This window comes from Pseudoduganella aquatica (assembly GCF_009857595.1).
In the GTDB taxonomy this organism is placed as follows: Bacteria; Pseudomonadota; Gammaproteobacteria; order Burkholderiales; family Burkholderiaceae_D; genus Rugamonas; species Rugamonas aquatica_A.
In genome coordinates, this window is the sequence record NZ_WWCU01000001.1 from 374,427 (window position 1) to 399,026 (window position 24,600).

A 24,600-nucleotide genomic window follows, 5' to 3' on the forward strand; every position below is an offset into this window, starting at 1 on the left:
GGCGCCGATACGCAACCCTGCCGAAGCGACAACGCATCTTCCCGGGAACGGGGATAATAATGGTCTGGCAATCGCCTGGCGATAGCCAAAGTCAATTGGAATAATTGGAACAATCAATTTTTCAAATGACAGCGCTGGCCTTAAACTGGCATCTCACTGATACACAACCTCACGAGGAAACCACAATGTCTCTGATCAATACCCAAGTAAAACCATTCAAGGCAACCGCTTACCACGCTGGCAAGTTCATTGACCTGAGCGAAGAGTCGCTGAAAGGCAAGTGGTCCGTCTTCATGTTCTACCCAGCCGACTTCACCTTCGTGTGCCCAACCGAACTGGAAGACCTGGCTGACTTCCAGCCTGAATTCGCCAAACTGGGCGTGGACGTGTACGGCATTTCGACCGACACCCACTTCGCCCACAAAGCATGGCACGACACCTCGGACGCGATCAAGAAAGTGAACTACCCGCTGATCGGCGACCCAACCGGCACCCTGTCGCGCAACTTCGAAGTCATGATCGAAGAAGAAGGCCTGGCACTGCGCGGCACCTTCGTCATCAATCCTGAAGGCCAGATCAAAGTGATGGAAGTGCACGACAACGGCATCGGCCGCGACGCTTCCGAACTGCTGCGCAAAGTCAAAGCCGCCAAATACGTGGCCGAGCACCCAGGCCAGGTTTGCCCGGCAAAATGGACCGAAGGCGCTGCAACCCTGACCCCGTCGCTGGACCTGGTCGGCAAGATCTAAGCATCAAGCATTAAGCTGAGTAGTAAGGCGCCGGCGCATTTGCCCGGCGCCAACCGAAAAAAAGGAAAACACCATGTTGGACGCAGCCCTCAAAACCCAGTTGAAAACCTATTTGGAAAAGGTCGTGCAGCCGATTGAGATCGTTGCGACGCTGGATGATTCCGCCAAAGCCCGCGAAATGCAGGCACTGCTCGCCGACATCGTCGTGCTGAGCGACAAGATCACCCTGGTCGAAAAGACCGACGGCGACGTGCGCAAGCCTTCGTTCGCCATTACCCGCCCCGGGACCGATATCGCCGTGACTTTCGCCGGCATCCCGATGGGCCATGAATTCACTTCGCTGGTGCTGGCGCTGCTGCAGGTGGGCGGCCACACCATCAAATTCGACGAGGCCGTGATCGAACAGATCCGCAACCTCGAAGGCGATTTCCACTTCGAGACCTTTATCTCGCTGACCTGCCACAACTGCCCGGAAGTGGTGCAGGCGCTGAACGCGATGTCGGTCATCAACCCGCGCATCAAGGTCACCACCATCGACGGCGGCGTGTTCCCTAAAGAAGTCGAGGAACGCCAGATCATGGCCGTGCCCATGATGTTCCTGAACGGCGCGCATTTCGGCCAGGGCCGCACCAGCGTGGAAGAGATCCTCGCCAAGCTGGACACCAACGCCGGCGCCCGCCAGGCTGAAGAGCTGAGCAAGAAAGACGTGTTCGACGTGCTCATCGTCGGCGGCGGCCCCGCCGGCGCGGCAGCGGCCATCTACGCCGCCCGCAAAGGCATCAAGACCGGCGTGCTGTCGGAACGCTTCGGCGGCCAGGTGCTGGACACGCTGGCGATCGAGAACTTCATCTCGGTGACCGAAACCGACGGCCCGAAATTCGCCGTGGCGCTGGAGCAGCACGTGAAAGCCTACGACGTGGACATCATGAACACCCAGCGCGCCGCGCAGCTGAGCGCGGGCAAGCTGGTGGAAGTGACCACCGCCAGTGGCGCCGTGCTCAAGAGCAAAACCGTGATCCTGGCCACCGGCGCCCGCTGGCGCGAAATCAATGTGCCGGGCGAGAAGGAATACCGCAACCACGGCGTGGCCTACTGCCCGCACTGCGACGGCCCGCTGTTCAAGGGCAAGCGCGTGGCGGTGATCGGCGGCGGCAACTCCGGCGTGGAAGCGGCGATCGACCTGGCCGGCCTGGTCAAGCACGTGACCTTGATCGAGTTCGGCGCGGAACTGCGCGCCGACGCGGTGCTGCAGCGCAAGCTGCGCAGCCTGGCCAACGTGACCGTGATCGTCTCGGCGCAGACCACCGAGATCCACGGCGACGGCAAGATCGTCAACGGCCTGAGCTACAAGGACCGCGTCAGCGGTGAAGCCAAGCGCGTGGACCTGGAAGGCGTGTTCGTGCAGATCGGCCTGGTGCCCAACACCGAGTGGCTGAAAGGCACGGTCAGCCTGTCCAAGCACGGCGAGATCGAAGTCGATGCGCGCGGCCAGACCTCCATCCCCGGCGTGTTTGCCGCCGGCGACGTGACGACGGTACCGTACAAGCAGATCATCATCGCCACCGGCGAAGGCGCGAAGGCGGCGCTGTCGGCCTTCGACCACCTGATACGCTCGGGCGACGAAGAGGAAGTGGCTGCGCCGGTCGCGGTGGCAGCGTAAGGCAAACCTGGGGTCGGACCCACTGGGTCCGACCCCGGCCTTTTACACCACCAGGTCGGCGCTGGCCTGTTTTTCCCGCAGCGCCCTGGCGTTGCGGTGGCGGGCGCGCAGGCGCGGGTTGGTCACCAGACGGCCCACCGTTTCGCCCACCACCATCACCACGCCCAGCAGCGGCAACACCAGCATCAGTCCCGCCACCCCGGCCACCGAGCCGCCGATAAAAATCATCAGCACCGTAATCAGCGGATGGATGTGCAGGCTGCGCCCCAGGGTCAGCGGCATGAACACGAAGTCGTCCAGCAGGCGCACCAGGATGAACACGCCGATGGCGCTGTAGGCCACCAGCGGATCGCCCGGCGCGTCGGTGGAGGCCACCATCACCACCATGCAGCAGCCGACGATGGAGCCCACATAGGGCACCCAGGCCAGCATGGCCGCGATCAGCCCCAGCAGCACCGGCGAGGACACGCCGATGGCCCACAGGCCGAAGGCCAGCACCGCCGTGTCGAGCACGGTGAGCTTGAGCATGCCCTGGAAGTAGCGGTGCGCGGTCTGGTCCACCTCGTGCAGCAGGCACAGCGTGCGTTCAAAGAAGGCGTTGGGCACGGCGCGCGCCAGGAATTTCTTGAACAGGTGGCCGTCGCGCAGGAAGAAGAAGGTGAGGAAGGGCGCCAGCAGCAGGGCCGGCAGCCAGCCCGCCACCGACACCACGATGGCGGTCAGGTGGCGCTGCATGAAGTCTTCGCTGTAGGCGGCGAACTGGGCGTTCACGGCCTGGCTCAGGTGCATGTCGCGCAGGATGGGGAAGCGCTCCTCGAGCGCAGCGAGCAGCCCGCGCACGAAGCCCAGGCCGCCGTTCAGGTAGCGCGCCAGCAGGTCTTGCCAGGGCTCGGACGGCCCCGCCATCCACAGGTTGAGCAGCAGTGTGCCCAGCCCCACGGCCACCAGGAAGCTGCTGCCCACCAGCAGCGCGGCCAGGCCCTGGCCCATGCCCAGGCGCAGCAGGCGCTGCATGGGCGGCATCAGCAGGTAGTACAGGATGATGGCCAGCAGGAAGGGGATGGCCAGCCACAGCGTGTGCTGCAGCATCAGCAGCAGGGCGCAGGTGGCGGCGATAATGCCGCTCCACACCACCGGGCCGGAGGCTTGCTGCGGGGCGCCGCCGTAGGCCTGCATCACAGCGCCTCGATCTGCGGCTTGCCCGCCATCCATTCGCGCAGCCGGTGCGCAATGTGGCGCGCCAGCGCGAGCGAGATCTTGTAGCCCACCACGGCGTCGGTTTCCATCAGGCCCATGAAGTCGGCGCGGAAGAACACCGCCAGTTCGCAATTGTCGAGCGCGCGGGCCTGGGCGTTGCGGGGCGAATTGTCGAGCAGGGCCAGGTCGCCGAAGAAGGAGCCGGGCGCGATCTCGGCCACGACTTCCATGCCGCTGTCGAGCGCGCGCGTGATCAGCACGCGGCCGGCCGTCACCAGGTACAGGGCTTGGCCTTCCTCGCCCTCGTCGAAGATGATCTCGTCGGCCAGGTAGCGCCGCTCGTGCAGCATATCGTCCACGATCTTGAGCTCCAGCGGCGTGAGCGTGGCGAACAGCGCCGACTGCTTCAGCCGGTGCAGGCGCGGGGACATGGTGTGGGTTTTGAGGAAGCCGAACATCGGGCGGTGCTCCGTGGGGCATACATTGCAAAGCAACATTGTCGCCCGGTTTGACCGCCGGCGGCTGACAGACTGCTGCTGCTTGTTGTTAAGGAAACACATCGCGGACCCGGACGGGCGCGGAAATAGAAAAAGGCCTGACGAATCAGGCCTTTTTCAGGATGCTGGCGGAGCGGACGGGACTCGAACCCGCGACCCCCGGCGTGACAGGCCGGTATTCTAACCAACTGAACTACCGCTCCGTTGCTTACGCAACTGGCTTTTCGCATGTCCGTCGATGGTGGGCGCTGAGAGGCTCGAACTCCCGACCTAAGCCTTGTAAGGGCTCCGCTCTACCAACTGAGCTAAGCGCCCATCTGGACCATGCTCGATATGTGTCAGCATATCGCTTTACTTCTAAAACTGGCGGAGCGGACGGGACTCGAACCCGCGACCCCCGGCGTGACAGGCCGGTATTCTAACCAACTGAACTACCGCTCCGTGCTTGCGCAACTTGGCTTCATTTCCGTGTTCTTGATGGTGGGCGCTGAGAGGCTCGAACTCCCGACCTAAGCCTTGTAAGGGCTCCGCTCTACCAACTGAGCTAAGCGCCCATCTGGAACACTCCGACGTTTGTCAGTACGTCTGAAGGAGGCCGAATTATAGACGCCTCTTTTTTATTGCGCAAGATTTTTTTTATTTCCTCACTCGGCGATACCCCATTGCGACAGCATCCAGGCCTGCAGGAAGGCCGTTTCGCCGATGGCGTTGAAGCGTCCGGACGCGCCGCCGTGGCCGGCGCCCATATTGGTTTTGAGCAGCAGCGGCTGGTCGCCGGTCTTGTGCGCGCGCAGCTTGGCCACGTATTTGGCCGGCTCCCAGTACATCACCTGGCTGTCGTTCAGGCCGGTGGTCACCAGCATGGACGGGTAGGCCTTGCGCTCGATATTGTCGTAGGGCGAGTAGCTGCGCATGTAGTCGTAGGCCGCCTTCTGGTTCGGGTCGCCCCATTCCAGGTATTCGCCGGTGGTCAGCGGCAGGCTGGCGTCCATCATGGTGTTCATCACGTCCACGAAGGGCACGCCCACGTGGGCCGCGCGGAACAGCTCGGGGCGCATATTCAGCACCGCGCCCATCAGCAGGCCGCCGGCGCTGCGGCCGTCGATCACCAGGCGCTCGGGGCTGGTCCATTTTTCGCGCACCAGGTATTCGGCGCTGTCGATGAAGTCGGTGAAGGTGTTTTTCTTCTTCATCAGCATGCCGTCCTTGTGCCAGTCCTCGCCCAGGTCGTTGCCGCCGCGAATCTGCGCGCCGGCGTAGATGACGCCGCGTTCAAGCAGGCTCAGGCGGGCCAGCGAGAAGCCGGCTTCGTTCGGCACGCCGTAGGAGCCGTAGCCGTACAGCAGCAGCGGCGCCTTGCCGTCGAGCGGCGTGCCTTTCTTGTAGACGATCCACAGCGGCACCTGCACGCCGTCGCGCGCCGTGGCCCACAGGCGGCGGCTTTCGTATTGGCTGAAGTCGAAGCCGCCCACGATCTGCTGCTGCTTGAGCAGGGTGCGCTTGCCGCTGTCCATGTCCACGTCCAGCACTTGCGGCGGCGTGATCGGCGACTGGTAGGAAATGCGGAACTGGCGCGCGGTGAACTCGGGCGTGCCGGCATTGGTGGCGGCGTACACGGCGTCGTCGAACTGCACCGTTTTCCAGGTCTTGCTGGCGAAGCTGTACAGGCGGATGCGCGCCAGCGCGCGCGATTTTTCGTTCACCACCAGGTGCTGCTGGAACACGTCGGCCGAGTTGATCAGCACGTCCTTGTCGTGCGGCACCAGCTCGACCCAGTTCTTCTGCTGCGGCGCGGCCAGCGGGGCCACCACGATGCGGAAGTTTTTCGCGTCCTTGTCGGTGCGGATGTAGAGCATGCCGTTGCGGTGGCTGACGCTGTAGCGGTGGCCTTTCTCGCGCGGCAGCACGGCGCGGAAGGTGCCGTTGGGCTTGGCCGCGTCCAGCAGGCGCACCTCGGTGGTGTCGGTGCTGCGCATGGACAGCAGCAGGTGCTTGCCGTCGCGGTCGCGGTTGACCTGGATGTCGAACTGCTCCACCGGCTCGTGATAGCGCTGCACCGGGGCGCCGCCGCCCACGGCCAGGGTGAACAGGCGGTCCGAGCGCTTGGTGGTGGCGTCTTCCTGGGTCACGAACAGCGTCTTGTTGTCGCTGGCCCAGGCGATGGACGTGGCGCGCGGCATGGTGGCCGGCAGCAGCTTGCCGGTTTGCAGGTCCTTGACGTGCATTTCGTACTGGCGGAAACCGGTCACGTCCGTGGTGTAGGCCATCAGGCGCTCGTCCGGGCTGACCACCATGGCGCCCACGGCGAAGTACTTCTTGTCCTGCGCCATCTCGTTCTGGTCCAGCAGGATTTCTTCCGGCGCCTTCTCGTCGTAGGCCATGTCCGCGCCCGCGCGGCGGCGGCAGTTGAGCTGGTACTGCTTGCCCGCCTCGATGCGCGAATAGTAGTAGTAATTGCCGCGCCGGGTAGGCACCGACAGGTCCGCCGGCTGCATGCGGCCCTTGATTTCCGCGTACAGCTTGTCCGCCAGCGGCTTGCTGGCGGCGGTGGCCGCCTCGGTGTAGCTGTTCTCGGCGTTCAGGTAGGCGATGACGGCCGGGTCTTCCTTCTTTTGCAGCCAGCGGTAGTCGTCGGTCACGACTTCGCCGTGGCGCGTTTCCTGCCATGGGGTCTTGGCGGCAACGGGCGCCACATCGGCGGCAAAGGCCGGGACTGCGGCAAGCGCGCAGGCCGGCAGGATGCGGGACAGTTTCAAGGTCACTCCTTTATGGTTATTTGTGCAATGATTCTACACGGAGCGCGTCCTCCCGCGTAAGCGGTAAAGCAGGCCCAGGCCGGCCAGCAGCATCAGCCCGGCGCCCGGCTCGGGGACCGGGCTGAGCAGCATGCCGAAGCAGCCCTGGCCCGCTCCGCAGGCGGTGCCGGTGATCTGGCCGCTGTCGTTGATGTCGTACACCGCGCTCACGTAAAAGCCGCTATTGGCTGGCAGCAGGCTGTTCAGGTTGTAGGTGACGCCCTCGCTGACCAGGAAGCTGAAGCTGCCGTTGCCTATCACCTGGCCCGCATTGTTGACGGCCATGGCCCAGCTGTTCAGGCCGGGCGCGAAGGTGCCCAGGGGCTGCATCACGCCGTCCTGGTAAATAATGGCGCGGTAGTGTGCGGCCGAACCCTCGCCCACCTCGTCGGAGCCGACCACCACGCCGGCGTCGTTGATGTCGTTGGCGTTGATATAGCGGCCGTCGCTGAGGGCGCCCAAGTCCACCATGCCGCTGCCGTCGTGGCGGAACAGGTGGAAGTCGCCGTTGGCCACTTGCGCCGAGCCCGCCACCACGCCGGCCTCGTTCATGCCGCCGACGTAGCTGTGGGTGCCGCCCAGCGCGCCCAGCAGCGTGGTGACGCCGTTGAACGAGGTGTAGGCATAGCCTTCGCTGTTGATGTACTGGGTGCCCGCCACCTTGCCTGCATTGTTGATGCCGCTCAGGTAGTTGTATTTGTCCAGCGGCGCGATCGGCGCCGGCACCATGGTGGTGGCGCCGCTGGCGTACACGGCCGGCCGCGCCAGGTAGCTTTCGGGGCTGAAGTCGATGACCTCGCCGGCGATCTTGCCGTCGGCGCTGATGGCGCCCACGCGGTTGATGGGCGTGTCCAGCATGGTGTAGGCGCCTTCCTTCCACAGATAGCTGCGCAGCGTATTGTCGACGGGGTCCTGCAGCACGCCCACCACCAGGCCGTCGTTGTTGATGCGGGTGGTGCTGGTGTTGCCGCTGCCGAGCAGGGTGAATTTGTAGTGCGGCGCGGCGGCCAGCGCGGGCGCGGACAGCATGGGGCAAAGCAATAGCAGCAGCAATCTTTTTGATAGTTGCATGGTCAGCCTCGTAGCGGATGGAGTTGGCGCCGGACGGACGTCCGGCATGCCGATGCTAGACCGGAAGCAGGCACAACAGCGCCACGCTGACTTGCTGCAATATCGCGAAATGGCCCGCAGTATGCAATCATTGCTCATGGATAAAATCAACCCCGACACCCTGTACGGCAAGATCAGCCGCCGCCTGATCCCCTTCCTGTTCCTGTGCTACGTGGCCGCCTACCTGGACCGCGTGAACGTCGGCTTCGCCAAGCTGGGCATGCAGGCCGACCTGCAGTATTCGGACACCGTGTACGGCCTGGGCGCCGGCATCTTCTTCATCGGCTACTTCCTGTTCGAGGTGCCGTCCAACCTGCTGATGGCGAAGGTGGGCGCGCGCATCTGGATCGCCCGCATCATGGTCAGCTGGGGCCTGATCTCGGCCGCGCTGATGTTCGCCGCCACGCCGGCCAGCTTCTACGTGCTGCGCTTCCTGCTGGGCGTGGCGGAGGCCGGCTTCTTCCCCGGCATCATCCTCTACCTGACCTACTGGTATCCGGCCGGCCGCCGTGCCCGCATCGTGGCGCTGTTCATGAGCGGGGTGGCGGTGGCGGGCGTGGTGGGCGGGCCGCTGTCGGGCTGGATCATGCGCGCCTTCGACGGCGACCTCGGCCTGAAAGGCTGGCAGTGGCTGTTCCTGCTCGAAGGCGTGCCCTCGGTGCTGCTGGGCGTGTGGACGCTGTTCTACCTGGACGACGGCATCCGCGGCGCGCGCTGGCTCAGCGAAGGCGAGAAGCAATACCTGGAAGCGGCCGTCGCGGCGGACGGCGGCGAACGGCAGCACTTGCCGCTGCGCCGGCTGTTCGCCAGCGGCGCCGTGTGGCTGCTGGCGCTGGTGTACTTTCTGTTCGTGATGGGCTTGTACGGCGTGAGCTTCTGGCTGCCGCAGCTGGTGCGCAACACCGGCGTGCAGGACGTGTTCCAGATCGGCCTGCTCACCGCCGTCCCCTATGGCGTGGCGGCGGTGGCCATGGTGCTGGCCGCGCGCCATTCGGACCGCAGCGGCGAGCGCCGCCGGCACGCCGCCATCGCCGCCTTCCTGGGCGCGGCCGGTCTGGCGCTGTGCACCTGGTACGGCCACGACACGCTGCCGGCCCTGCTGGCGCTGAGCCTGGCCACGGCCGGCATCCTGAGCACCTTCCCCATTTTCTGGAGCCTGCCCACCGGCATGCTGGGCGGCGCGGCGGCGGCGGCCGGCATTGCGCTGATCAACTCGGTGGGCAACCTGGCCGGCTTCGCCAGCCCCTACCTGGTGGGCGCGGTGAAGGACGCCACCGGCAGCCCCGCCATCGGCATCTACCTGGTGGCCGCCAGCCTGGCGGCGGGCGGCGTGCTGGTGCTGGCCTGCGTGCGGCGCCCGTCACGAATCTAGTGCATTTGCCTTACTTGCGGCTGGTCTGCCGCTTTTCATCGTGGTACTGCCACAGCACGTTGATGATCTTCCATTCGCTGCGCTGGTTCTTGTACAGGTGCATATAGTCTATCCACTCGTCGGCGGTCAGCTTCACGGTGGCGACCCGCTTGTCGATGTCCAGGATCTTGATTTCCACGCGTGGCGGCTGCGGGAATTTATTGCCGTCCTTGTTAAAGGTCCTGGCCACTTTCAGCATGGTCGCATAGTCCGTCTGCATGACGAATTCCGTCCCGTCCGCCGCCTGCCAGTAGGTGCGCTTGGCCAGCTGCTCGTCCAGGCCGCGCGCCATCAACGCCGGGTCCGCCTTGTGCTGCGATTCGATATAGTCCAGCACCGCTCGTTCTACCGCCTGCCGGTCCGCCGTATCGGCGGCGCGGGAAAGGAAGGGCAGCAGCGCCAGGGTCAGTAACAGCAGAGTACGTTTCATGTGGTCCAGCCCTTTTGGAAAGTTGGCAAGAGAACCCCATGAGAACACGAACCCGGCCGCTGTGGCAATGGCGCTGGATACTGTATATAATTACAGTATCGTTATATCTGTCCCGTTCCGCCATGGCCGAAACGCGCCGCATTGCCCACCTCGACATGGACGCCTTCTACGCGTCCGTGGAGCTGCTGCGCTATCCGGAACTGCGCGGACAGGCCGTGGTGATAGGCGGCGGCGCGCGCCACCAGCCGGTGCTATTGCCGGACGGCACGCGCCAGTTTTCGCGCCTGCGCGACTACGTGGGCCGTGGCGTGGTCACCACCTCCACCTACGAGGCGCGCGCGCTGGGCGTGTTTTCCGCCATGGGCACCATGAAGGCGGCCGCGCTGGCGCCGGACGCGGTGCTGCTGCCGACCGACTTCGATTCCTACCGCCGCCTGTCGCGCCTGTTCAAGGCCGCCGTGGCCGAGATCGCGCCCCATATCGAAGATCGCGGCATCGATGAAATCTACATCGACCTGAGCGAGCACCCGGAGGAGACGCGCGCGCTGGCGCTGCGCATCAAGCAGGCGGTGCGCGACGCCACCGGGCTGTCCTGCTCGATCGGCGTGGCGCCCAACAAGCTGCTGGCCAAGATCTGCTCCGAACTGGACAAGCCGGACGGGGTGACCATCGTGTCGTACGAGGACATCCCCAGCCGGGTCTGGCCGCTGGCGGTGCGCAAGGTAAACGGCATCGGCCCCAAGGCGGACGCCAAGCTGGCCGCGCTCGGCATCACCACGGTGGGCCAGGTGGCCGCCGCCGACGAGGCGCTGCTGCAGGAGCACTTCGGCCTGAACTACGCCAGCTGGCTCAAGCGCGTGGCGCACGGGCAGGACGAGCGCGCCGTGGTCACCAGCCACGAGCCCAAGTCCATCAGCCGCGAAACCACCTTCGAGCGCGACCTGCACGCGAAGCACGACCGGGTGGCGCTGTCGGAAATCTTCACCCGGCTGTGCCAGCGCCTGGGCGAGGACCTGGCGCGCAAGCGCTACGTGGGCCGCACGGTGGGCATCAAGCTGCGCTATTCGGATTTCAGCCGCGCCACGCGCGACGTGACGCTGCCGCTGCCCACGGCCGACGCGGCCGCCATCCGGCGCGCCGCCGGGGAATGCCTGCGGCGGGTGCCGCTGGACCAGCGCCTGCGCCTGCTGGGGGTGAAAATCAGCGCGCTGTCCAGCATGGACGACCCCGGACTGGACCTATCCGCAACACCCCGGCCCAGGCAGGGCGAACTTTTCGCGGACCTGTAACGCGCGCGTGTAAAATGTCGTTCCCCCAGAATTTAGTTGAACAAAGGCAAACTCAAATATGTGGTTCAAGAATCTGCAAATCTACCGTCTGCCCGCGCCCTGGGCATTTACTCCTGAACAACTCGAAGCAGCGCTGAGCACCAACGCTTTTTCGCCGGCCAGCAGCAATGAATTGCTGCGCCAGGGCTGGGACAAGCCGCGCCCGAACGGCGGCCTGGTGCACGTGGTGAACAATCAGATGCTGATCCTGCTGGGCACCGAGAAAAAGCTGCTGCCGGCCACCGTGATCAACCAGGTGGCCAAGGCCCGCGCCGCCGAGATGGAAGAAGCGCAAGGTTTCGCTCCCGGCAAGAAAGCCATGAAAGAACTGAAGGAACGCGTGGCCGACGAGCTGCTGCCGCGCGCCTTCTCGATCCGCGGCAATGTATGGACCTGGATCGACCCGGTCAACGGCTGGCTGGTGGTGGACGCCGCCAGCCCGGCCAAGGCCGACGAAGTGATCAAGCTGCTGCTGAAGGCGGTCGACCGCATGCCGCTGGAAAGCCTGCGCGTGCAGCGCTCGCCGGTGGGCGTGATGACCGAATGGCTGCAGGCCGACGATTCCCCGTCCGGCTTCACGGTCGACATGGACACCGAGCTGCGCGCCACCGGCGAGAGCAAGGCCGCCGTGCGCTACGTGCGCCACACGCTGGAAGCGGACGAAGTGCGCCGCCACATCGCCGCCGGCAAGCAGTGCACCCGCCTGGCCATGACCTGGGAAAGCAAGATCTCCTTCACGCTGACCGAGTCGCTGGCGCTGAAAGGCATCAAGCCGCTGGACGTGCTGAAGGAAACCGAATCGAGCACCCGCAACGACGACGAGCGCTTCGACGGCGACTTCATGCTGATGACCGGCGAGCTGAGCAAGATGATGGCCGACGTGGTCGAAGCCCTGGGCGGCGAAGCGAAAGCCTGATGTCCCATCGGGAATAAAAAACCCCGCCCGGTTTGCGCCGGGCGGGGTTTTTTTTACTTGGCCGTGCTTCAGGCGGCGATGCCCAGGGCTTTCAGGAGGGGCAGGACTTGCTCGGCAAAGATGCCGGCCAAGCGTTGCAATTCGGCCTGCTGCGCTTCGCTGTCGAGCGCTTTGCCTTCCTTCTGAAGACGCTGGCTCTGGCTATCGAGGATGTCGGCCACGAATGCCGCCCAGTCGGCTGGCTGACGCTTGCCCTGCATCTGAGCCAGCAGGAACAGCTGGTTGAAGCGGTCCAGCTGCATGCCGCTGCCGGTCACCGGCGAGGCCAGGTAGTTTACCTCCGTGCCGGTCCGGGCGAGCTGGCACAAGTGGCGGTTCAGGCGCTCCGTCTGCGGCCGTGCGCCGGCGATGGCATGGTCGTCCTGGACTGCGGCCAGGCTGCCGGCGCCGGTCAGGATGAACACTGCCTGAATGACTTGCGCCGACGCCAGCCCCTGCGGCCGGCAAGCCGCCTCGATCTCGGCGATGCTGCGGTGCTGGTGGTCGGCCAGGAAGTCGAGCACCGGCTTGTACACCGCCTCCTGCAAGGTGACGTCGCCCAGCGGGCTGGCCAGCGTCAGTTCGACCTTGCTGCGCGGCAGCGCCAGAACGACTTTTTGCTTGCGCAACAGATCCTGCTGCGCCGCCGGCGATAGCTGGCGCGGTCCGCGCACCCAGTAGTCCTTGCGGAACTGCTGATTGACCATGAAGTCGCGCACGGTCTGGCGGAACATTGCGTCCGGTATCTCGGCCAGCAGGGCCTGCTGCTCGGCGCTCAGGTTGACCACGTCGATGTGGTCCAGGTAATGCGCGGAGCAGGCGAAGCTGAGCTTGGCATCGGCCAATTGGTCGGCCATGGCCGCGAAGGACATCGGCACCCAGTCGCGGTTGAAGTATTCGTGCGCCAGATAGTTGCGGTTCATGCCTTTCATCCGCTCGATCCGCGCGCTGACGCCCGGGTTGGCGGTGATAAAGCCCGGCTTGGTGGCAAACAGTTTTTCGACGAAGGCCAGCGATTCGTCGATGCGCGGCACGATGCCCTTGCCGGGCGTGGCCATCACCTGGCTGTGCTCGGTGAGCAGGTCGCGCACCGGCGCCATCGCGGCCCAGCCCGGCTGGGTGTTGTAGCTGATGTAGAGCACGCCGCCCGGCTTCAGCTTGCGGCGCACAAAGTCGACGATGACGGCGCGGTTGGCGTCCGAGATCCAGCTCCAGATGCCGTGCAGGCCGATAAAGTCGAAATCGGGCAGGCCGGGGCGGCTACAGAATTCCTCGAAGGCCTGGTCGTGCAGCTGGGCGTGGGCGTCGGAGGCGGTGGCCAGTTCCTGGGCGAAGGCGGCCTGGGATGGGTTGAAGTCGGTCCCGTGCCATTCCGTGACGGAGGCGGCGGCATGCATGTTGACGCTGATGCCCTGGCCGAAGCCCAGTTCGCAGGCGGTGCCCACTTCCGGGCAGGCCAGGCCGGCGTGCAGGAAGGCCAGCTTGATGCGCAGCGGATTCAGTTCAGGGTAGAGGCCATAGGTGTAACCGATATCGGCTACATAGCCGGCGGACCATTCAGACATTCGGGCTCCTGGGTGATAGGGTAGATGGGGTATTTTACAGAGGCTGGAACACGCCGGCGGCACGGTTCTTCTGCACATTGTCCCAGCTGAAGATGCGGCCGTTCATGGCCACGTAGACGCCGGCCGGCAGGGTCTGCGCCACGCCGCAGGCGAAGCCGAGGTTGAACAGCGCGTCCGAGTTGGCGATCTCGTAGGGGATCATGGCGCCGGTCAGCACGATGGTCTGGTCCAGCGCGGCGGCGCCCAGCACGGCGGCGGTTTCCTTCATGGTGTCGGTGCCGTGCACGATGACGATGGCTTTTTCGGCGGCGGCGCGGCAGGACGCCAGCACGCGCTCGCGGTCGGCGTCCTGCATGTCGAGCGAGTCGAGCAGGGGCAGCTGCTCCAGGGTGGCGCCTATGGTCATGCGCGAGCGGGCGATGGCTTGCGGCAGGTGGCTGTCGGCGAAGGCCAGGGTGCCGTTCAGTTCGTTGTAATGCTTGTCGAAGGTGCCGCCGGTGGCGATGATGCGCAGGGTCATGATGGAATCCGGTAAAGTGGGGAAGGCGTAAGCAGTGGAAAAAACAGCAGAAAAACGCCGAAACAGCGCATGATAACGTGTCGCGCGCGCGGAAGGAATGGACACACTCATCTGGAAACTTCGGCATACTGCTACTACACTGGTTTCTTTTGCCCGGCCCCCAAGATGAAAGCGCTCGCTCCCGGTACTGTGATTTTCCACCGCCATCGCGGCTATGGCGTGATAACGGCCGTCAATTTGCTGACCGGCTGGATCGCGGCGCGCTTTGGCAGCGAGTCGCGCACGCTGGACCTGAACCTGTCCACCGACGAAGTGCAGTTCGCCGATGGCGAAGCGATCCTGTTCCGGCGCGCGCCGCCGGACCGCATGCCGCATGCGCGGCTGATGGCGATGGTGCGCGAGCTGCACCGGGCCGGCTATCAGAAGCTGTACCTGTACGCCTGGCCCAAGCCGTCCGGGCTGCACTGGCGCTGGCATTTGTTCACCGGCCAGCGCGACTGGATGCAGCGTTCCTGGCGCGAAGGCTGGTATGGCTCGGGCGCCGACTACAACGTCAACCCGGTGATGGGCTGGGGCGACATGCCGGGCGCCGGGACGGGCGAGCTGATCGACGCGCTGGCGCGCTTCGATCCGCAAGGGCTGGCGCAGGCGCTGGGCCGGGACGAGGACCACACGGCCTGGTTCGAGCAGGTCTGCGAGCAGTTGCTGCCCGGCTATATGTACAGCCTGGACATGGCGCGTCCGGACGGCGGCCCGCTGACGGCGATGCCGCCGGTGCCGGTGATCCCGGTGCGCGCCACGCTGCCCCCGTACAGCGGTCCCGACATCGCCTGGCCACCCGGCTGGGCCGGCCTATGGAGCAAAGTCCACGCCCCGCCCACGCCCCGTCCCAACTTCACCGGCATCCCCGAACTCTGACACGCCGCAGACTCCCCCTACAAGCAGCCTGAGCCGCATTTTCCTTCCCCCGGGGTCTGACCCCGAAGGCATCAAATTGCGGCTCAGCCCGCTTTGCTCCCCGTAGATTTGCGGGGCCGGGTCAGTGTTTGGAATTTGCCGGCAGCGCAGACTCCGGCGTATTCCGGACTTTTCCCACAGACGACCTGAGCCGCATTTTCTGACATTCGGGGTCTGACCCCGAACTGGGGAAGTGCGGCTCAGTCTGCCTGGCGCTGGTGGGCGGTGTAGCCGGGGTTGAGGATGGTGGTGCAGGCGCCGTTCGCGAAGTCGGCCAGGTTCTGGAAGGCATGGCGGAAGTACAGCTCGTAGCTGTCTTTTTCCACGTAGCCCAGGTGGGGCGTGGCCAGCACGTTGGGCATGCGCAGCAGCGGGCTGTCCGGCGCCAGCGGCTCGCTGGTGAACACGTCGAGCGCGGCCGCGCCGGGCGCGCCCAGCTGCAGCGCCGCTTCCAGCGCACCCTCGGCGATCAGCTCGGCCCGGCTGGTGTTGACCAGCAGCGCCGTCGGCTTCATCCGCGCCAGATCGGCCGCCGTAACCACGCCGCGCGTCGCTTCGGCCAGCCGCAAATGCAGGCTGAGCACGTCCGCCTCGGCGAAGAACTGCTCCCGCGACGCCGCCGCCGCGTAGCCGTCCGCCACCGCCGCGTCGCGGCTGGCCTGGCCGCCCCACACGATGACCTTCATGCCGAAGGCCTTGCCGTAGCCCGCGATCAGCTTGCCGATCTTGCCGTAGCTCCAGATCGCCAAGGTGCGGCCCTTGAGCACCGTGCCAAGGGTGTTGTATTGCGGCAAATTGGACACCGTCTGCCACAGCCCGCCGCGCAGATTGGCCGCGTAGGGCACGATCTTGCGCTGCGCCGCCATGATCAGCGCCCAGGTCAGCTCGGCCGGGGCGGTGGGCGAGCCCACGCCCTCGGCGATGGCGATGCCCAGCTCGGTGGCGGCCGCCACGTCGATGTGGCCGCTGACCTTGCCGGTCTGCGAAATCAGCTTCAGATTGGGCAGCCTGGCCAGCAGCGCCCGCGTCAATTCGGTGCGCTCGCGTATCAGCACCACCGCGTCGAACGGCGCCAGCCGCGTCGCCAGCTGGCCCGTGCCGCGGCTGGAATTGTTGAATATTTTGACTTCATGCCCGTCGAGCAGGCGGAAGCAATCCAGGCCGCGGGTGGCGTCCTGGTAGTCGTCCAAGATTGCTATCTTCATAATGTACCAAGTAATTTTGACAGGGTTTCGTAGCGAAATAACGGCTTTGCTAAATCCGGGAATAGCTTACTACTTTACTCAACCAATTTTCCTACAATTTTGCCGAAACCGCGGGAGCCCGGGTGTACAATCCCCAGCACTTTGAAGCCCGACAGTGGGTTTCCGCAATACGTTCCATCAGCACTGTTACATGATAGATGCTGCGCGCCCGGCCAACGGGTGCACCGACATGACCGCCGTACCGCCGAAGCATTAAAGAATGCCTTTCCGAGCGCAAGCCATAAGCTGACGACGATCTGCCGTGCCGGGACAAGACAAGAATTCTTTATTGGCATTGGAGGTAACATGAATCAGCCCGTTATGACTGGCGTTGCAGCCCTGAACGTCCCAGCTTACATCAAACACCAGAAACTCATCGACTGGGTGGCGGAAGTAGCCGCGTTGACCCGTCCGGCCCGCATCTACTGGTGCGACGGCTCGCAAGAAGAGTATGACCGCCTGTGCGCCGAGATGGTGGCGGCCGGCACGATGAAAAAGCTGAACCAGGACCTGCGTCCGAATTCCTACCTGGCCTGCTCGGACCCGACCGACGTGGCCCGCGTGGAGGACCGCACCTTTATCTGCTCGAAAACCAAAGAGGAAGCCGGCCCGACCAACAACTGGATGGCGCCCGCTGAAATGCGCACCACCCTGAACGGCCTGTTCGACGGCTGCATGGCCGGCCGCACCCTGTACGTGGTGCCGTTCTCGATGGGCCCGCTCGGTTCGCCGATCGCCCATATCGGCGTCGAGCTGTCCGATTCGCCTTACGTGGCCGTCAACATGCGCATCATGACGCGCATGGGCAAGGCCGTGTACGACGTGCTGGGCGCCGACGGCGACTTCGTGCCCGCCATCCACACCGTGGGCGCGCCGCTGGCCGAAGGCCAGCAGGACGTGGCCTGGCCGTGCAACGCCACCAAATACATCGTGCACTTCCCTGAAACGCGCGAAATCTGGTCCTACGGCTCCGGCTACGGCGGCAACGCGCTGCTGGGCAAAAAATGCTTCGCGCTGCGCATCGCCTCGAACATGGGCTTCCAGGAAGCGCAGTCCGGCCAGGGCGCCGGCTGGCTGGCCGAGCACATGCTGATCCTGGGCGTGGAATCGCCGGAAGGCAAGAAGCACTACGTGGCGGCCGCCTTCCCGTCGGCCTGCGGCAAGACCAACTTCGCCATGCTGATCCCGCCGAAGAGCTTCAACGGCTGGAAAGTGACCACCATCGGCGACGACATCGCCTGGATCAAGCCGGGCGCGGACGGCCGCCTGTACGCCATCAACCCGGAAGCGGGCTACTTCGGCGTGGCCCCCGGCACCAACACCAAGACCAACTCGAACTGCATGGCCTGCCTGGGCGAGAACACCATCTTCACCAACGTCGCGCTGACCGACGAAGGCGACGTGTGGTGGGAGGGCCTGACCAAGGAAGCGCCTGCGCACCTGATCGACTGGCAGGGCAAGGACTGGACCCCGGCGTCCGGCACCAAGGCCGCCCACCCGAACGCGCGCTTCACCGTGGCCGCGACCCAGAATCCGGTCATCGATTCGGCCTGGGACGATCCGGCCGGCGTGCCGATCTCGGCCTTCATCTTCGGCGGCCGCCGTTCGACCACCGTGCCGCTGGTGACCGAGGCCCGCAACTGGGTGGAGGGCGTGTACATGGCCGCCACCATGGGCTCCGAAACCACCGCCGCCGCAGCCGGCCAGATGGGCGTGGTGCGCCGCGATCCGTTCGCCATGCTGCCCTTCATCGGCTACAACATGAGCGACTACTTCCAGCACTGGCTGAACCTGGGCCAGAAGATCGGCGCCGCCAACGCGCCCAAGATCTACTGCGTGAACTGGTTCCGCACCGACGCGGAAGGCAAGTTCGTCTGGCCTGGCTTCGGCGACAATATGCGCGTGCTGAAGTGGATGCTCGAGCGTATCGAAGGCACCGCCAGCGGCGTAGAGAACGTGTTCGGCCTCACCCCCGAGTTCAAGGACCTGAACTGGGACGGCCTGGACTTCACGCCGGAGCAGTTCCAGCAGATCACCTCGATCGACAAGGCGGCCTGGAACGAAGAACTGAAGCTGCACGCCGAGCTGTTCGAGAAGCTGGCCTACCACCTGCCGCAAGAGCTGGTCGCCACCAAGGCTGAAATCGAGAAGCGCCTGGCCAACTAAGCTGGCAGCCTTCCAAAAAAATGGCGCGCCCGACGGCGCGCCATTTTTTAATGGACATTTCGCACAGGTGTGCTAAAGTAAGTCCATGGATACTCTCACCGCAAAAAGCGAAGCCACCTACGCCGCCATCATCGAAACCGCGCTGGACATGGCGCTGGCGGACGGCATCGGCAAGCTGTCGCTGGGCGAGATCGCCAAGCGGCTGGACCTGAGCAAGAGCGGCGTGTTTTCCCGCGTCGGCTCGCTCGAGGCCTTGCAAGGCGCGGTGATGGACGAGTACGACCGCCGCTTCGCCGCCGAAGTATTCATGCCATCGCTGCAATTGCCGCAAGGCCTGCCGCGCCTGATGGCGCAGGTGAACCTGTGGCTGCAGCGCTCCTGCACGCTGGGTCCGCGCACCGGCTGCCTGTACACGGCGGGCGCCTTCGAGTTCGACGACCTGGGCGACAGCCCGCTGCGCGAGCGTTTGCAGCAGGGCGTGGAGCGCTGGCGCGCGTCGCTGCGCAAGACGGTGCTGCAGGCGGTGGAGCTGGGCCATCTGCGTCCGGATACCGATCCGCAGCAGCTGGTGTTCGAGATTTACTGCCTGATCGTGGGCCTGCTGCACGACGCGCGCTTCATGCGCGACCCCACCTCGGTCCAGCGCATGCAGATTGCCTTCAGCCGGCTGATTTCGACGTACAGAAGCTTTAGCTACCAGGGCTAGGGCAGTGTGGGCCGCCGCCGCGCGCGGTATTTTTTTGGAACTAATTTCGCACACCTGTGCGAAAGTTGACGAAGGAGATCATCATGACCAAAGCACTTTTCCTGCTGGCGCTGGCCTGCGCCCTGCTGCTCAGTCCCGGCCTGGCGCAGACGCTGCGCGCGCTGCCGGACCGCAACGACGATTTCGGCGTCATCTGAACGGAGCGCCGCCATGGACGCTATCGACTTTTATTTCGACTTTGCCTCGCCCTACGGCTATTTCGCCGCCACCTGCATCGACGAGTTGGCGGCGCGCCACCGGCGCCAGGTGCGCTGGCATCCCATCATGATGGCGGCGGTGTTCCAGGAAACCGGCGGCATGCCCCTGCCCATGGTGCCCATCAAGGGCCACTACGTGCTGCACGATATAGACCGCACGGCGCGCCAGCACGGCATCGCCTACCGCCAGCCCGCCACTTTCCCGCAATTGCTGCTCGGCGCGCCGCGCGCCATGCTCTGGATACGGCAGCAGTACGGTGAAGAACAGGCAGTGCGCTATGCCAAGCGCTGCATGCACGCCTATTTCGCCGACCGCGTGGACCTGGCGGACGACGAAGTGCTGGGCGGTATCGCGGCCGGCCTGGGCATACCGGCGGACGCGGTGCTGGCGGCCATCCGCTCGCGCGAAGTGAAGGAGCTGCTGAAACAGGAAACCTCGGACGCCATGGCGCGCGGCGTGTTCGGTTCGCCCTTCGTGATCGCGGACAAGGAGCCGTTCTGGGGCTTCGACCGCTTCGGCCAGCTGGAAGCGTGGCTGGCCGGCGGCGGCGTGTCCTGGAGCTATTGGGCGCGCAAGCCCAGGATAGTCTCCAGCCTGGGCCACCGCACGGCGCCGCGCGTGGCGGGCGCCTGAAACGCCGGACGCTCAGGCGTATTGCGCCGATTCGCCCAGGATGGCTTTCGGTTCCAGATAGCTGTCCAGCCCATACGGCCCGAACTCGCGGCCTATGCCGGACTGCTTGAAGCCGCCGAACGGCGCGATCAGATCGTCGTGGATGCCGTTGATATGGACGCGTCCGGCCACCAGCTGCGAGGCCACGCGGCCGGCCCGCGCCAGATCGGTCGAGCTGACGTAGGCCTGCAGCCCGTAAGGCGTGTCGTTGGCCATCGCCACCGCCTCCTCCTCGGTTTCGTAGCTGAGGATGGACAGCACCGGTCCGAAAATCTCCTCGCGGGCGATGGTCATGTCCGGCGTCACATTGGCGAACACGGTGGGCTGGACGAACCAGCCTTGCTCCAGGCCCGCAGGCTGTCCGAGGCCGCCCGTCAGCAGTTCGGCGCCTTCGGCGATGCCGGTGCGGATGTAGTGTTGCACGCGCTCGAACTGCTTGCGCGTGACCATGGGACCCAGCGTGACGGCGGGGTTGCGCGGATCGCCCACCACCACCGCTTCCGCCGCGGCTTTGGCCAGCTGCTTCACCTGTTCCAGCCGGTGCGCGGGTACCAGCAGGCGCGTGCCGGCGATGCAGGCCTGGCCGTTGTTCATATAGCAGGCCTGGATCGCCATCGGCACGGCCTTCTCGAAGTCCGCGTCGTCCAGCAGCACGTTGGCGCTCTTGCCGCCCAGCTCCAGTGTCACGCGCTTCATGCTGTCGACCGCCGCGCGCGCGATGGCCTTGCCCACCGCCGTGGAGCCGGTGAAGGAAATCTTGTTGATGTCCGGATGCGCACTGATTTCCGCGCCCACCACGTCGCCGCGCCCGTTGACGATGTTGAACACACCCGGCGGCAGGCCAGCCTCGTGCAGGCACTCGGCCAGTATCTGCGTTTGCAGCGCGCTCAGTTCACTGGGCTTGATCACCAGCGTGCAGCCGGCCGCGATCGCGGTGGCGAGTTTGTTGGCCACGAACCAGGCGCTGGAATTCCACGGCGTGATAACGCCCACCACGCCCACCGGCTCCAGCACCACTTTGGATTTGCCCACGGTTTTAACGAAGGCGTGTTCCTCCATCACCTTCTTCACGTCCAGGAACATCTTCGCCGTGTACTGCGAGCGCGCAATGCTGCCGGCGTAGGTGCCGCCGTATTCCTCCATCAGGGCGGCGGCGGCTTCATCGGCGCGCGCCAGCACCGCGTCGTGCAGGCGTTCCAAATACATGCCGCGCTGCGCAATGGTGCTGCGGGAGAAGGCGGGGAATGCCGCTTTGGCGGCGGCAATGGCGCGCCGCGTGTCTTCCACGTCGCCCAGGCGAACCTGGCCCGTCAGTTCGCCTGTGGTGGGGTTGATCAGGTCCCCCAGCTCGCTGCCGTGCGGCGTGGTGAACTGGCCATTGATGTAGATCTGGTCGATGATGCGCATGCTGTTTGCTCCTGAAGTAAGGTGCAGCCATTCTAAAAAGCGCGGCGCTGCCGCAACAGATGCGTTCCTGCCGCATGTTTGCCTGATTCTGCTTGTCCGCCCATGTTGCAATTCAAGCCCGGCTTTTTACGTTTCGTCGGAATCGCGCCCCGCCGCGCATGGTGTTCGCATACAGTGCATGCTCACCAATCTTTATCGTTAAGCCACCATGACAAAAATGACTCGCATCGGCGCCGCCAGCGCGCTGCTGTTTTCCCTGATGCTGGGCGCCGCGCATGCGCAGACCCCGGCCCCGGACCTGGAAGCCCGCCGCGCTGCCCTGAACAGCCTGATCAAGGAGCAGTGGGAGTACAGCATGCGCAACAGCCCCGAGTGGGCTTCGCTGCTGGGCGACAAGCGCTACAACGACAAGTGGTCCGATTTTTCGCAAGCGGGCATCGACGCCGACGCCAAAGCCACGCTGGAATTCCTGAAACGCTTCGAGGCGGTCGACAGCTCGGGTTTTCCGCTGCAGGAGAAGCTGAATCATGAGTTGATGCTGCGGCAGTTGCGGGAGAGTGCCGAAGCTGCGCGCTTCAAGGATTGGGAAATGCCGCTGGCGCAGAACTCCGGCATCCACATCGACCTGCCGCAAATCGTCTCCGCGCTGCCGTTTGAAACCGTGAAGGACTACGAGGACTATATCAAGCGCCTGCACACGCTGCCCAAGCTGTTCGACGACACCCGCGTGCAGATGGAGAACGGCGTGCGCGACGGCCTGATGCCGCCCAAGTTCCTGATCCCGAAAATCGTCAAGCAGTGCGAGGACGTGGCCGCGATGAAGGCCGCCGCTTCGCCGTTTGCCGAGCCGCTGAAAAAATTCCCGAAAGAGTTCTCCAGCGCCGACAAGGCGCGCCTCGGCAAGGAGATCCTGGCGGCCGTGCAGAAGGACGTGGCGCCTGCCTACAAGAAGCTGGCCGGTTACGTGAAGACCCAGTATCTGCCGCACGGCCGCAAGGAGGTGGGCATGTGGTCGCTGCCGGACGGCGCTGCGCGCTACAGCTTCAAGGCCAAGTCCTCCACCACCACGGCCATGCAGCCGGAGGAGATCCACCAGCTTGGCCTGGCCGAAGTGGCGCGCATCGAAGCGCAGATGCTGGGCGTCGCGCAGAAGCAGGGCTTCCACGACCTGAAGGCCTTCAACAAGGCCCTGGCCGCGAATCCCAAGCTGCACCCGAAATCGCGCCAGGAGATCGTGGACCTGTACCAGAAATACACGGACCAGATGTACACCCAGCTGCCGCAGCAGTTCGGCATCCTGCCCAAGGGCAAAGTCGAAATCCGCCAGGTGGAGCAGTTCCGCGAAAAGGGCGAAGCCGCCGCTTCCTACATGCAGGGTTCGCCGGACGGCAAGCGCGCCGGCCGCGTAATGGTCAACACCGGCGACTTTGCCAAGCGCTCCATCATCGGCATTGAAACCACGGCGCTGCACGAAGGCGTGCCGGGCCACCACATGCAGATCGCCATCGCGCAGGAGATCGAAGCGCTGCCGAGCTTCCGCCAGCAGGGCAACTACACGGCATATGCCGAAGGCTGGGCGCTGTACTCGGAACGCCTGGGCGAAGAACTGGGCTTCTTCAAAGACCCTTACAGCTACTACGGGCACCTGCAGGATGAAATGCTGCGCGCCATCCGCCTGGTGGTGGACACCGGCCTGCACTACAAGAAATGGAACCGCCAGCAGGTGGTGGACTTCTTCCACGACCATTCGGGCATCGAGGAAGTGGACGTGCAGAGCGAGACCGACCGCTACATCGTCTGGCCGGGCCAGGCCCTGGGCTACAAGATCGGCCAGCTGAAAATCCTGTCGCTGCGCGACTACGCGAAGAAGGAGCTGGGCAGCCAGTTCGACATCCGCAAATTCCACGACCAGGTGCTGGGCGCAGGCGCTCTGCCGATGGACGTGCTGGAGTCGCACATCAAGGAATGGGTGGAAACGGAGAAGAAGGGCGCCACGCGCGTAGCAGGGTAGGGCGGGTTAGCGCGTCGCGCGTAACCCGCCAAGCATGCGTCACCACTGTCACACCGCTGATCGCAATCGCTTCACATCCTGCATCGGCGGCGCCCCGAACAGGCGCCGGTACTCGCGGCTGAACTGGGACGGGCTCTCGTAGCCCACCTGGTAGGCCGCCGTGGCGGCGTCGGCGCAGCCATTGAGCAGCAGCGTGCGCGCCTGCTGCAGGCGCAGCTGCTTCTGGTACTGCATCGGCCCCATGGTGGTGACGGCCTTGAACCGGTGGTGCAGGCTGGACACGCTCATATTGGTGGCCTGCGCCAGCTCCTCCACCAGCACCGGCTGGTTGTAGCGCTCCTTGAGCCAGGCAATGGCCTTGCTGATGCCACGGTCCTGCTGGTCCAGCACCACGTTCTGATAAAGCTGGCGGCCGTGCGGGCCGGTCAGCAGCCGGTAGATGATTTCCCGTTTCAGTCCCACGGCCAGAAAAGCCGCTTCCTGCGGCGGTGCATTTGGCATATCCAGCAAGCGCACCAGCTGGCACAAGGCCTCCTGCAACGCCGCATCGGTTTCGCCGACGAAGGCGCCGCGCACCGGCTGCGCGCCGTCATGCAGATCGATGCGCGCCTCCAGCACAACGGCGGCGATTTCCGCCGGGTCGAATTCGATATTCAATAACAGGTAGGGCTGCTCCGGGGTGGCGTTGACCACGTGGCCGGAAGCGGGCATGTCGACCGACACGGCGAGGTACTGGCCGGGCCCGTAGTCCAGCACTTCGCTGGCCAGGTGCACGCGCTTGTTCCCTTGCAGGATCACGCAGCACGAGGGCTTGAGCACGCCGCGCGTGATGGGCGTGGGCTGCGAGGAACGCAGCAGGGACAGGAAGGGCACCGCCGTTTCGGCGCGGCCATCGTGCGGCAGCAGTTGCTGCACGATGGCGATCATGCGCCCCAGCCGGTCCGGCGCGTCCCTGTCCATGG

General features: G+C 64.9%; 20 protein-coding genes and 4 tRNA genes. 10 read left to right on the forward strand and 14 right to left on the reverse strand.

Going from position 1 to position 24,600, the window contains the following annotated elements; translation table 11 throughout:
* Nucleotides 1-185 precede the first annotated feature (185 nt).
* Nucleotides 186-749 carry an alkyl hydroperoxide reductase subunit C gene (gene ahpC, locus GTP77_RS01785; protein WP_107869450.1) on the forward strand — a complete coding sequence of 188 codons (564 nt, stop codon included), beginning with the start codon at nucleotides 186-188 and terminating at the stop codon, nucleotides 747-749.
* Nucleotides 750-822: 73 nt separating this feature from the next.
* Nucleotides 823-2,409, forward strand: a complete 1,587-nt coding sequence (gene ahpF / locus GTP77_RS01790) for an alkyl hydroperoxide reductase subunit F (protein ID WP_161070435.1) — start codon at nucleotides 823-825, stop codon at nucleotides 2,407-2,409.
* A gap of 42 nt (nucleotides 2,410-2,451) precedes the next feature.
* Here the strand turns inward: ahpF and GTP77_RS01795 are convergent, their stop codons facing one another.
* From GTP77_RS01795 to GTP77_RS01830, 8 genes are all read right to left on the reverse strand, one after another.
* Nucleotides 2,452-3,585: an AI-2E family transporter gene (locus GTP77_RS01795; RefSeq protein WP_161070436.1), complete on the reverse strand. Its 1,134-nt coding sequence runs from the start codon at nucleotides 3,583-3,585 to the stop codon at nucleotides 2,452-2,454.
* On the reverse strand, nucleotides 3,585-4,064 hold the full coding sequence (locus GTP77_RS01800; RefSeq protein ID WP_161070437.1) for a cyclic nucleotide-binding domain-containing protein: 480 nt from the start codon (nucleotides 4,062-4,064) through the stop codon (nucleotides 3,585-3,587). Before GTP77_RS01800 ends, GTP77_RS01795 begins: the two co-directional genes overlap by 1 nt.
* Before the next feature lie 165 nt (nucleotides 4,065-4,229).
* Nucleotides 4,230-4,306 (reverse strand) — tRNA-Asp (locus GTP77_RS01805).
* A 36-nt stretch (nucleotides 4,307-4,342) separates the two neighbouring features.
* Nucleotides 4,343-4,418, reverse strand: a tRNA-Val gene (locus tag GTP77_RS01810).
* A gap of 49 nt (nucleotides 4,419-4,467) precedes the next feature.
* Nucleotides 4,468-4,544 (reverse strand) — tRNA-Asp (locus GTP77_RS01815).
* A 37-nt stretch (nucleotides 4,545-4,581) separates the two neighbouring features.
* A tRNA-Val gene (locus tag GTP77_RS01820) sits at nucleotides 4,582-4,657 on the reverse strand.
* Between the two features lie 90 nt (nucleotides 4,658-4,747).
* Nucleotides 4,748-6,859 (reverse strand): S9 family peptidase, encoded by a 2,112-nt coding sequence (locus GTP77_RS01825; RefSeq protein WP_229202030.1) that lies wholly within the window; start codon nucleotides 6,857-6,859, stop codon nucleotides 4,748-4,750.
* Nucleotides 6,860-6,892: 33 nt separating this feature from the next.
* Nucleotides 6,893-7,969 carry a PEP-CTERM sorting domain-containing protein gene (locus GTP77_RS01830; protein ID WP_161070438.1) on the reverse strand — a complete coding sequence of 359 codons (1,077 nt, stop codon included), beginning with the start codon at nucleotides 7,967-7,969 and terminating at the stop codon, nucleotides 6,893-6,895.
* Nucleotides 7,970-8,105: 136 nt separating this feature from the next.
* Here GTP77_RS01830 and GTP77_RS01835 point away from each other — a divergent pair, with 136 nt between their 5' ends.
* Nucleotides 8,106-9,380: an MFS transporter gene (locus GTP77_RS01835; RefSeq protein WP_161070439.1), complete on the forward strand. Its 1,275-nt coding sequence runs from the start codon at nucleotides 8,106-8,108 to the stop codon at nucleotides 9,378-9,380.
* 10 nt (nucleotides 9,381-9,390) lie between these two features.
* Here the strand turns inward: GTP77_RS01835 and GTP77_RS01840 are convergent, their stop codons facing one another.
* The gene (locus tag GTP77_RS01840) at nucleotides 9,391-9,849 is read right to left on the reverse strand and encodes a nuclear transport factor 2 family protein (RefSeq protein WP_161070440.1); all 459 of its coding nucleotides are present in this window, start codon (nucleotides 9,847-9,849) and stop codon (nucleotides 9,391-9,393) included.
* A 122-nt stretch (nucleotides 9,850-9,971) separates the two neighbouring features.
* Between GTP77_RS01840 and dinB the strand changes: the two genes are divergently transcribed.
* A complete protein-coding gene (dinB, locus tag GTP77_RS01845) occupies nucleotides 9,972-11,138 on the forward strand; it encodes a DNA polymerase IV (RefSeq protein ID WP_161070491.1) in 1,167 nt (388 codons plus the stop codon).
* A gap of 58 nt (nucleotides 11,139-11,196) precedes the next feature.
* Nucleotides 11,197-12,093 carry a recombination-associated protein RdgC gene (locus GTP77_RS01850; protein ID WP_161070441.1) on the forward strand — a complete coding sequence of 299 codons (897 nt, stop codon included), beginning with the start codon at nucleotides 11,197-11,199 and terminating at the stop codon, nucleotides 12,091-12,093.
* 68 nt (nucleotides 12,094-12,161) lie between these two features.
* Here the strand turns inward: GTP77_RS01850 and GTP77_RS01855 are convergent, their stop codons facing one another.
* Both GTP77_RS01855 and GTP77_RS01860 read right to left on the reverse strand, forming a co-directional pair.
* On the reverse strand, nucleotides 12,162-13,697 hold the full coding sequence (locus GTP77_RS01855; RefSeq protein ID WP_161070442.1) for a class I SAM-dependent methyltransferase: 1,536 nt from the start codon (nucleotides 13,695-13,697) through the stop codon (nucleotides 12,162-12,164).
* A 34-nt stretch (nucleotides 13,698-13,731) separates the two neighbouring features.
* Entirely contained in the window at nucleotides 13,732-14,217 is a 486-nt protein-coding gene (locus GTP77_RS01860) for an asparaginase domain-containing protein (RefSeq protein ID WP_161070443.1), read from the reverse strand.
* 165 nt (nucleotides 14,218-14,382) lie between these two features.
* Here GTP77_RS01860 and GTP77_RS01865 point away from each other — a divergent pair, with 165 nt between their 5' ends.
* Nucleotides 14,383-15,135: an L-asparaginase gene (locus GTP77_RS01865; protein WP_161070444.1), complete on the forward strand. Its 753-nt coding sequence runs from the start codon at nucleotides 14,383-14,385 to the stop codon at nucleotides 15,133-15,135.
* A 239-nt stretch (nucleotides 15,136-15,374) separates the two neighbouring features.
* Here GTP77_RS01865 and GTP77_RS01870 read toward each other — a convergent pair whose 3' ends face one another.
* Entirely contained in the window at nucleotides 15,375-16,379 is a 1,005-nt protein-coding gene (locus GTP77_RS01870; protein WP_161070445.1) for a D-2-hydroxyacid dehydrogenase family protein, read from the reverse strand.
* Between the two features lie 345 nt (nucleotides 16,380-16,724).
* On the opposite strand from GTP77_RS01870, the gene GTP77_RS01875 reads away from it, so the two are divergent.
* The 3 genes from GTP77_RS01875 (at nucleotide 16,725) to GTP77_RS01885 (ending at nucleotide 20,181) form a co-directional block, all read left to right on the forward strand.
* Nucleotides 16,725-18,584 carry a phosphoenolpyruvate carboxykinase (GTP) gene (locus GTP77_RS01875; protein ID WP_161070446.1) on the forward strand — a complete coding sequence of 620 codons (1,860 nt, stop codon included), beginning with the start codon at nucleotides 16,725-16,727 and terminating at the stop codon, nucleotides 18,582-18,584.
* A gap of 85 nt (nucleotides 18,585-18,669) precedes the next feature.
* The gene (locus GTP77_RS01880; RefSeq protein ID WP_161070447.1) at nucleotides 18,670-19,290 is read left to right on the forward strand and encodes a TetR/AcrR family transcriptional regulator; all 621 of its coding nucleotides are present in this window, start codon (nucleotides 18,670-18,672) and stop codon (nucleotides 19,288-19,290) included.
* A gap of 210 nt (nucleotides 19,291-19,500) precedes the next feature.
* On the forward strand, nucleotides 19,501-20,181 hold the full coding sequence (locus GTP77_RS01885) for a 2-hydroxychromene-2-carboxylate isomerase (RefSeq protein ID WP_161070448.1): 681 nt from the start codon (nucleotides 19,501-19,503) through the stop codon (nucleotides 20,179-20,181).
* 12 nt (nucleotides 20,182-20,193) lie between these two features.
* Here the strand turns inward: GTP77_RS01885 and GTP77_RS01890 are convergent, their stop codons facing one another.
* Nucleotides 20,194-21,627 carry an aldehyde dehydrogenase family protein gene (locus tag GTP77_RS01890; RefSeq protein WP_161070449.1) on the reverse strand — a complete coding sequence of 478 codons (1,434 nt, stop codon included), beginning with the start codon at nucleotides 21,625-21,627 and terminating at the stop codon, nucleotides 20,194-20,196.
* 208 nt (nucleotides 21,628-21,835) lie between these two features.
* Between GTP77_RS01890 and GTP77_RS01895 the strand changes: the two genes are divergently transcribed.
* Nucleotides 21,836-23,638 (forward strand): DUF885 domain-containing protein, encoded by a 1,803-nt coding sequence (locus GTP77_RS01895; protein WP_161070450.1) that lies wholly within the window; start codon nucleotides 21,836-21,838, stop codon nucleotides 23,636-23,638.
* Nucleotides 23,639-23,686: 48 nt separating this feature from the next.
* Here the strand turns inward: GTP77_RS01895 and GTP77_RS01900 are convergent, their stop codons facing one another.
* A complete protein-coding gene (locus GTP77_RS01900; protein WP_161070451.1) occupies nucleotides 23,687-24,598 on the reverse strand; it encodes an AraC family transcriptional regulator in 912 nt (303 codons plus the stop codon).
* Nucleotides 24,599-24,600 lie beyond the last annotated feature (2 nt).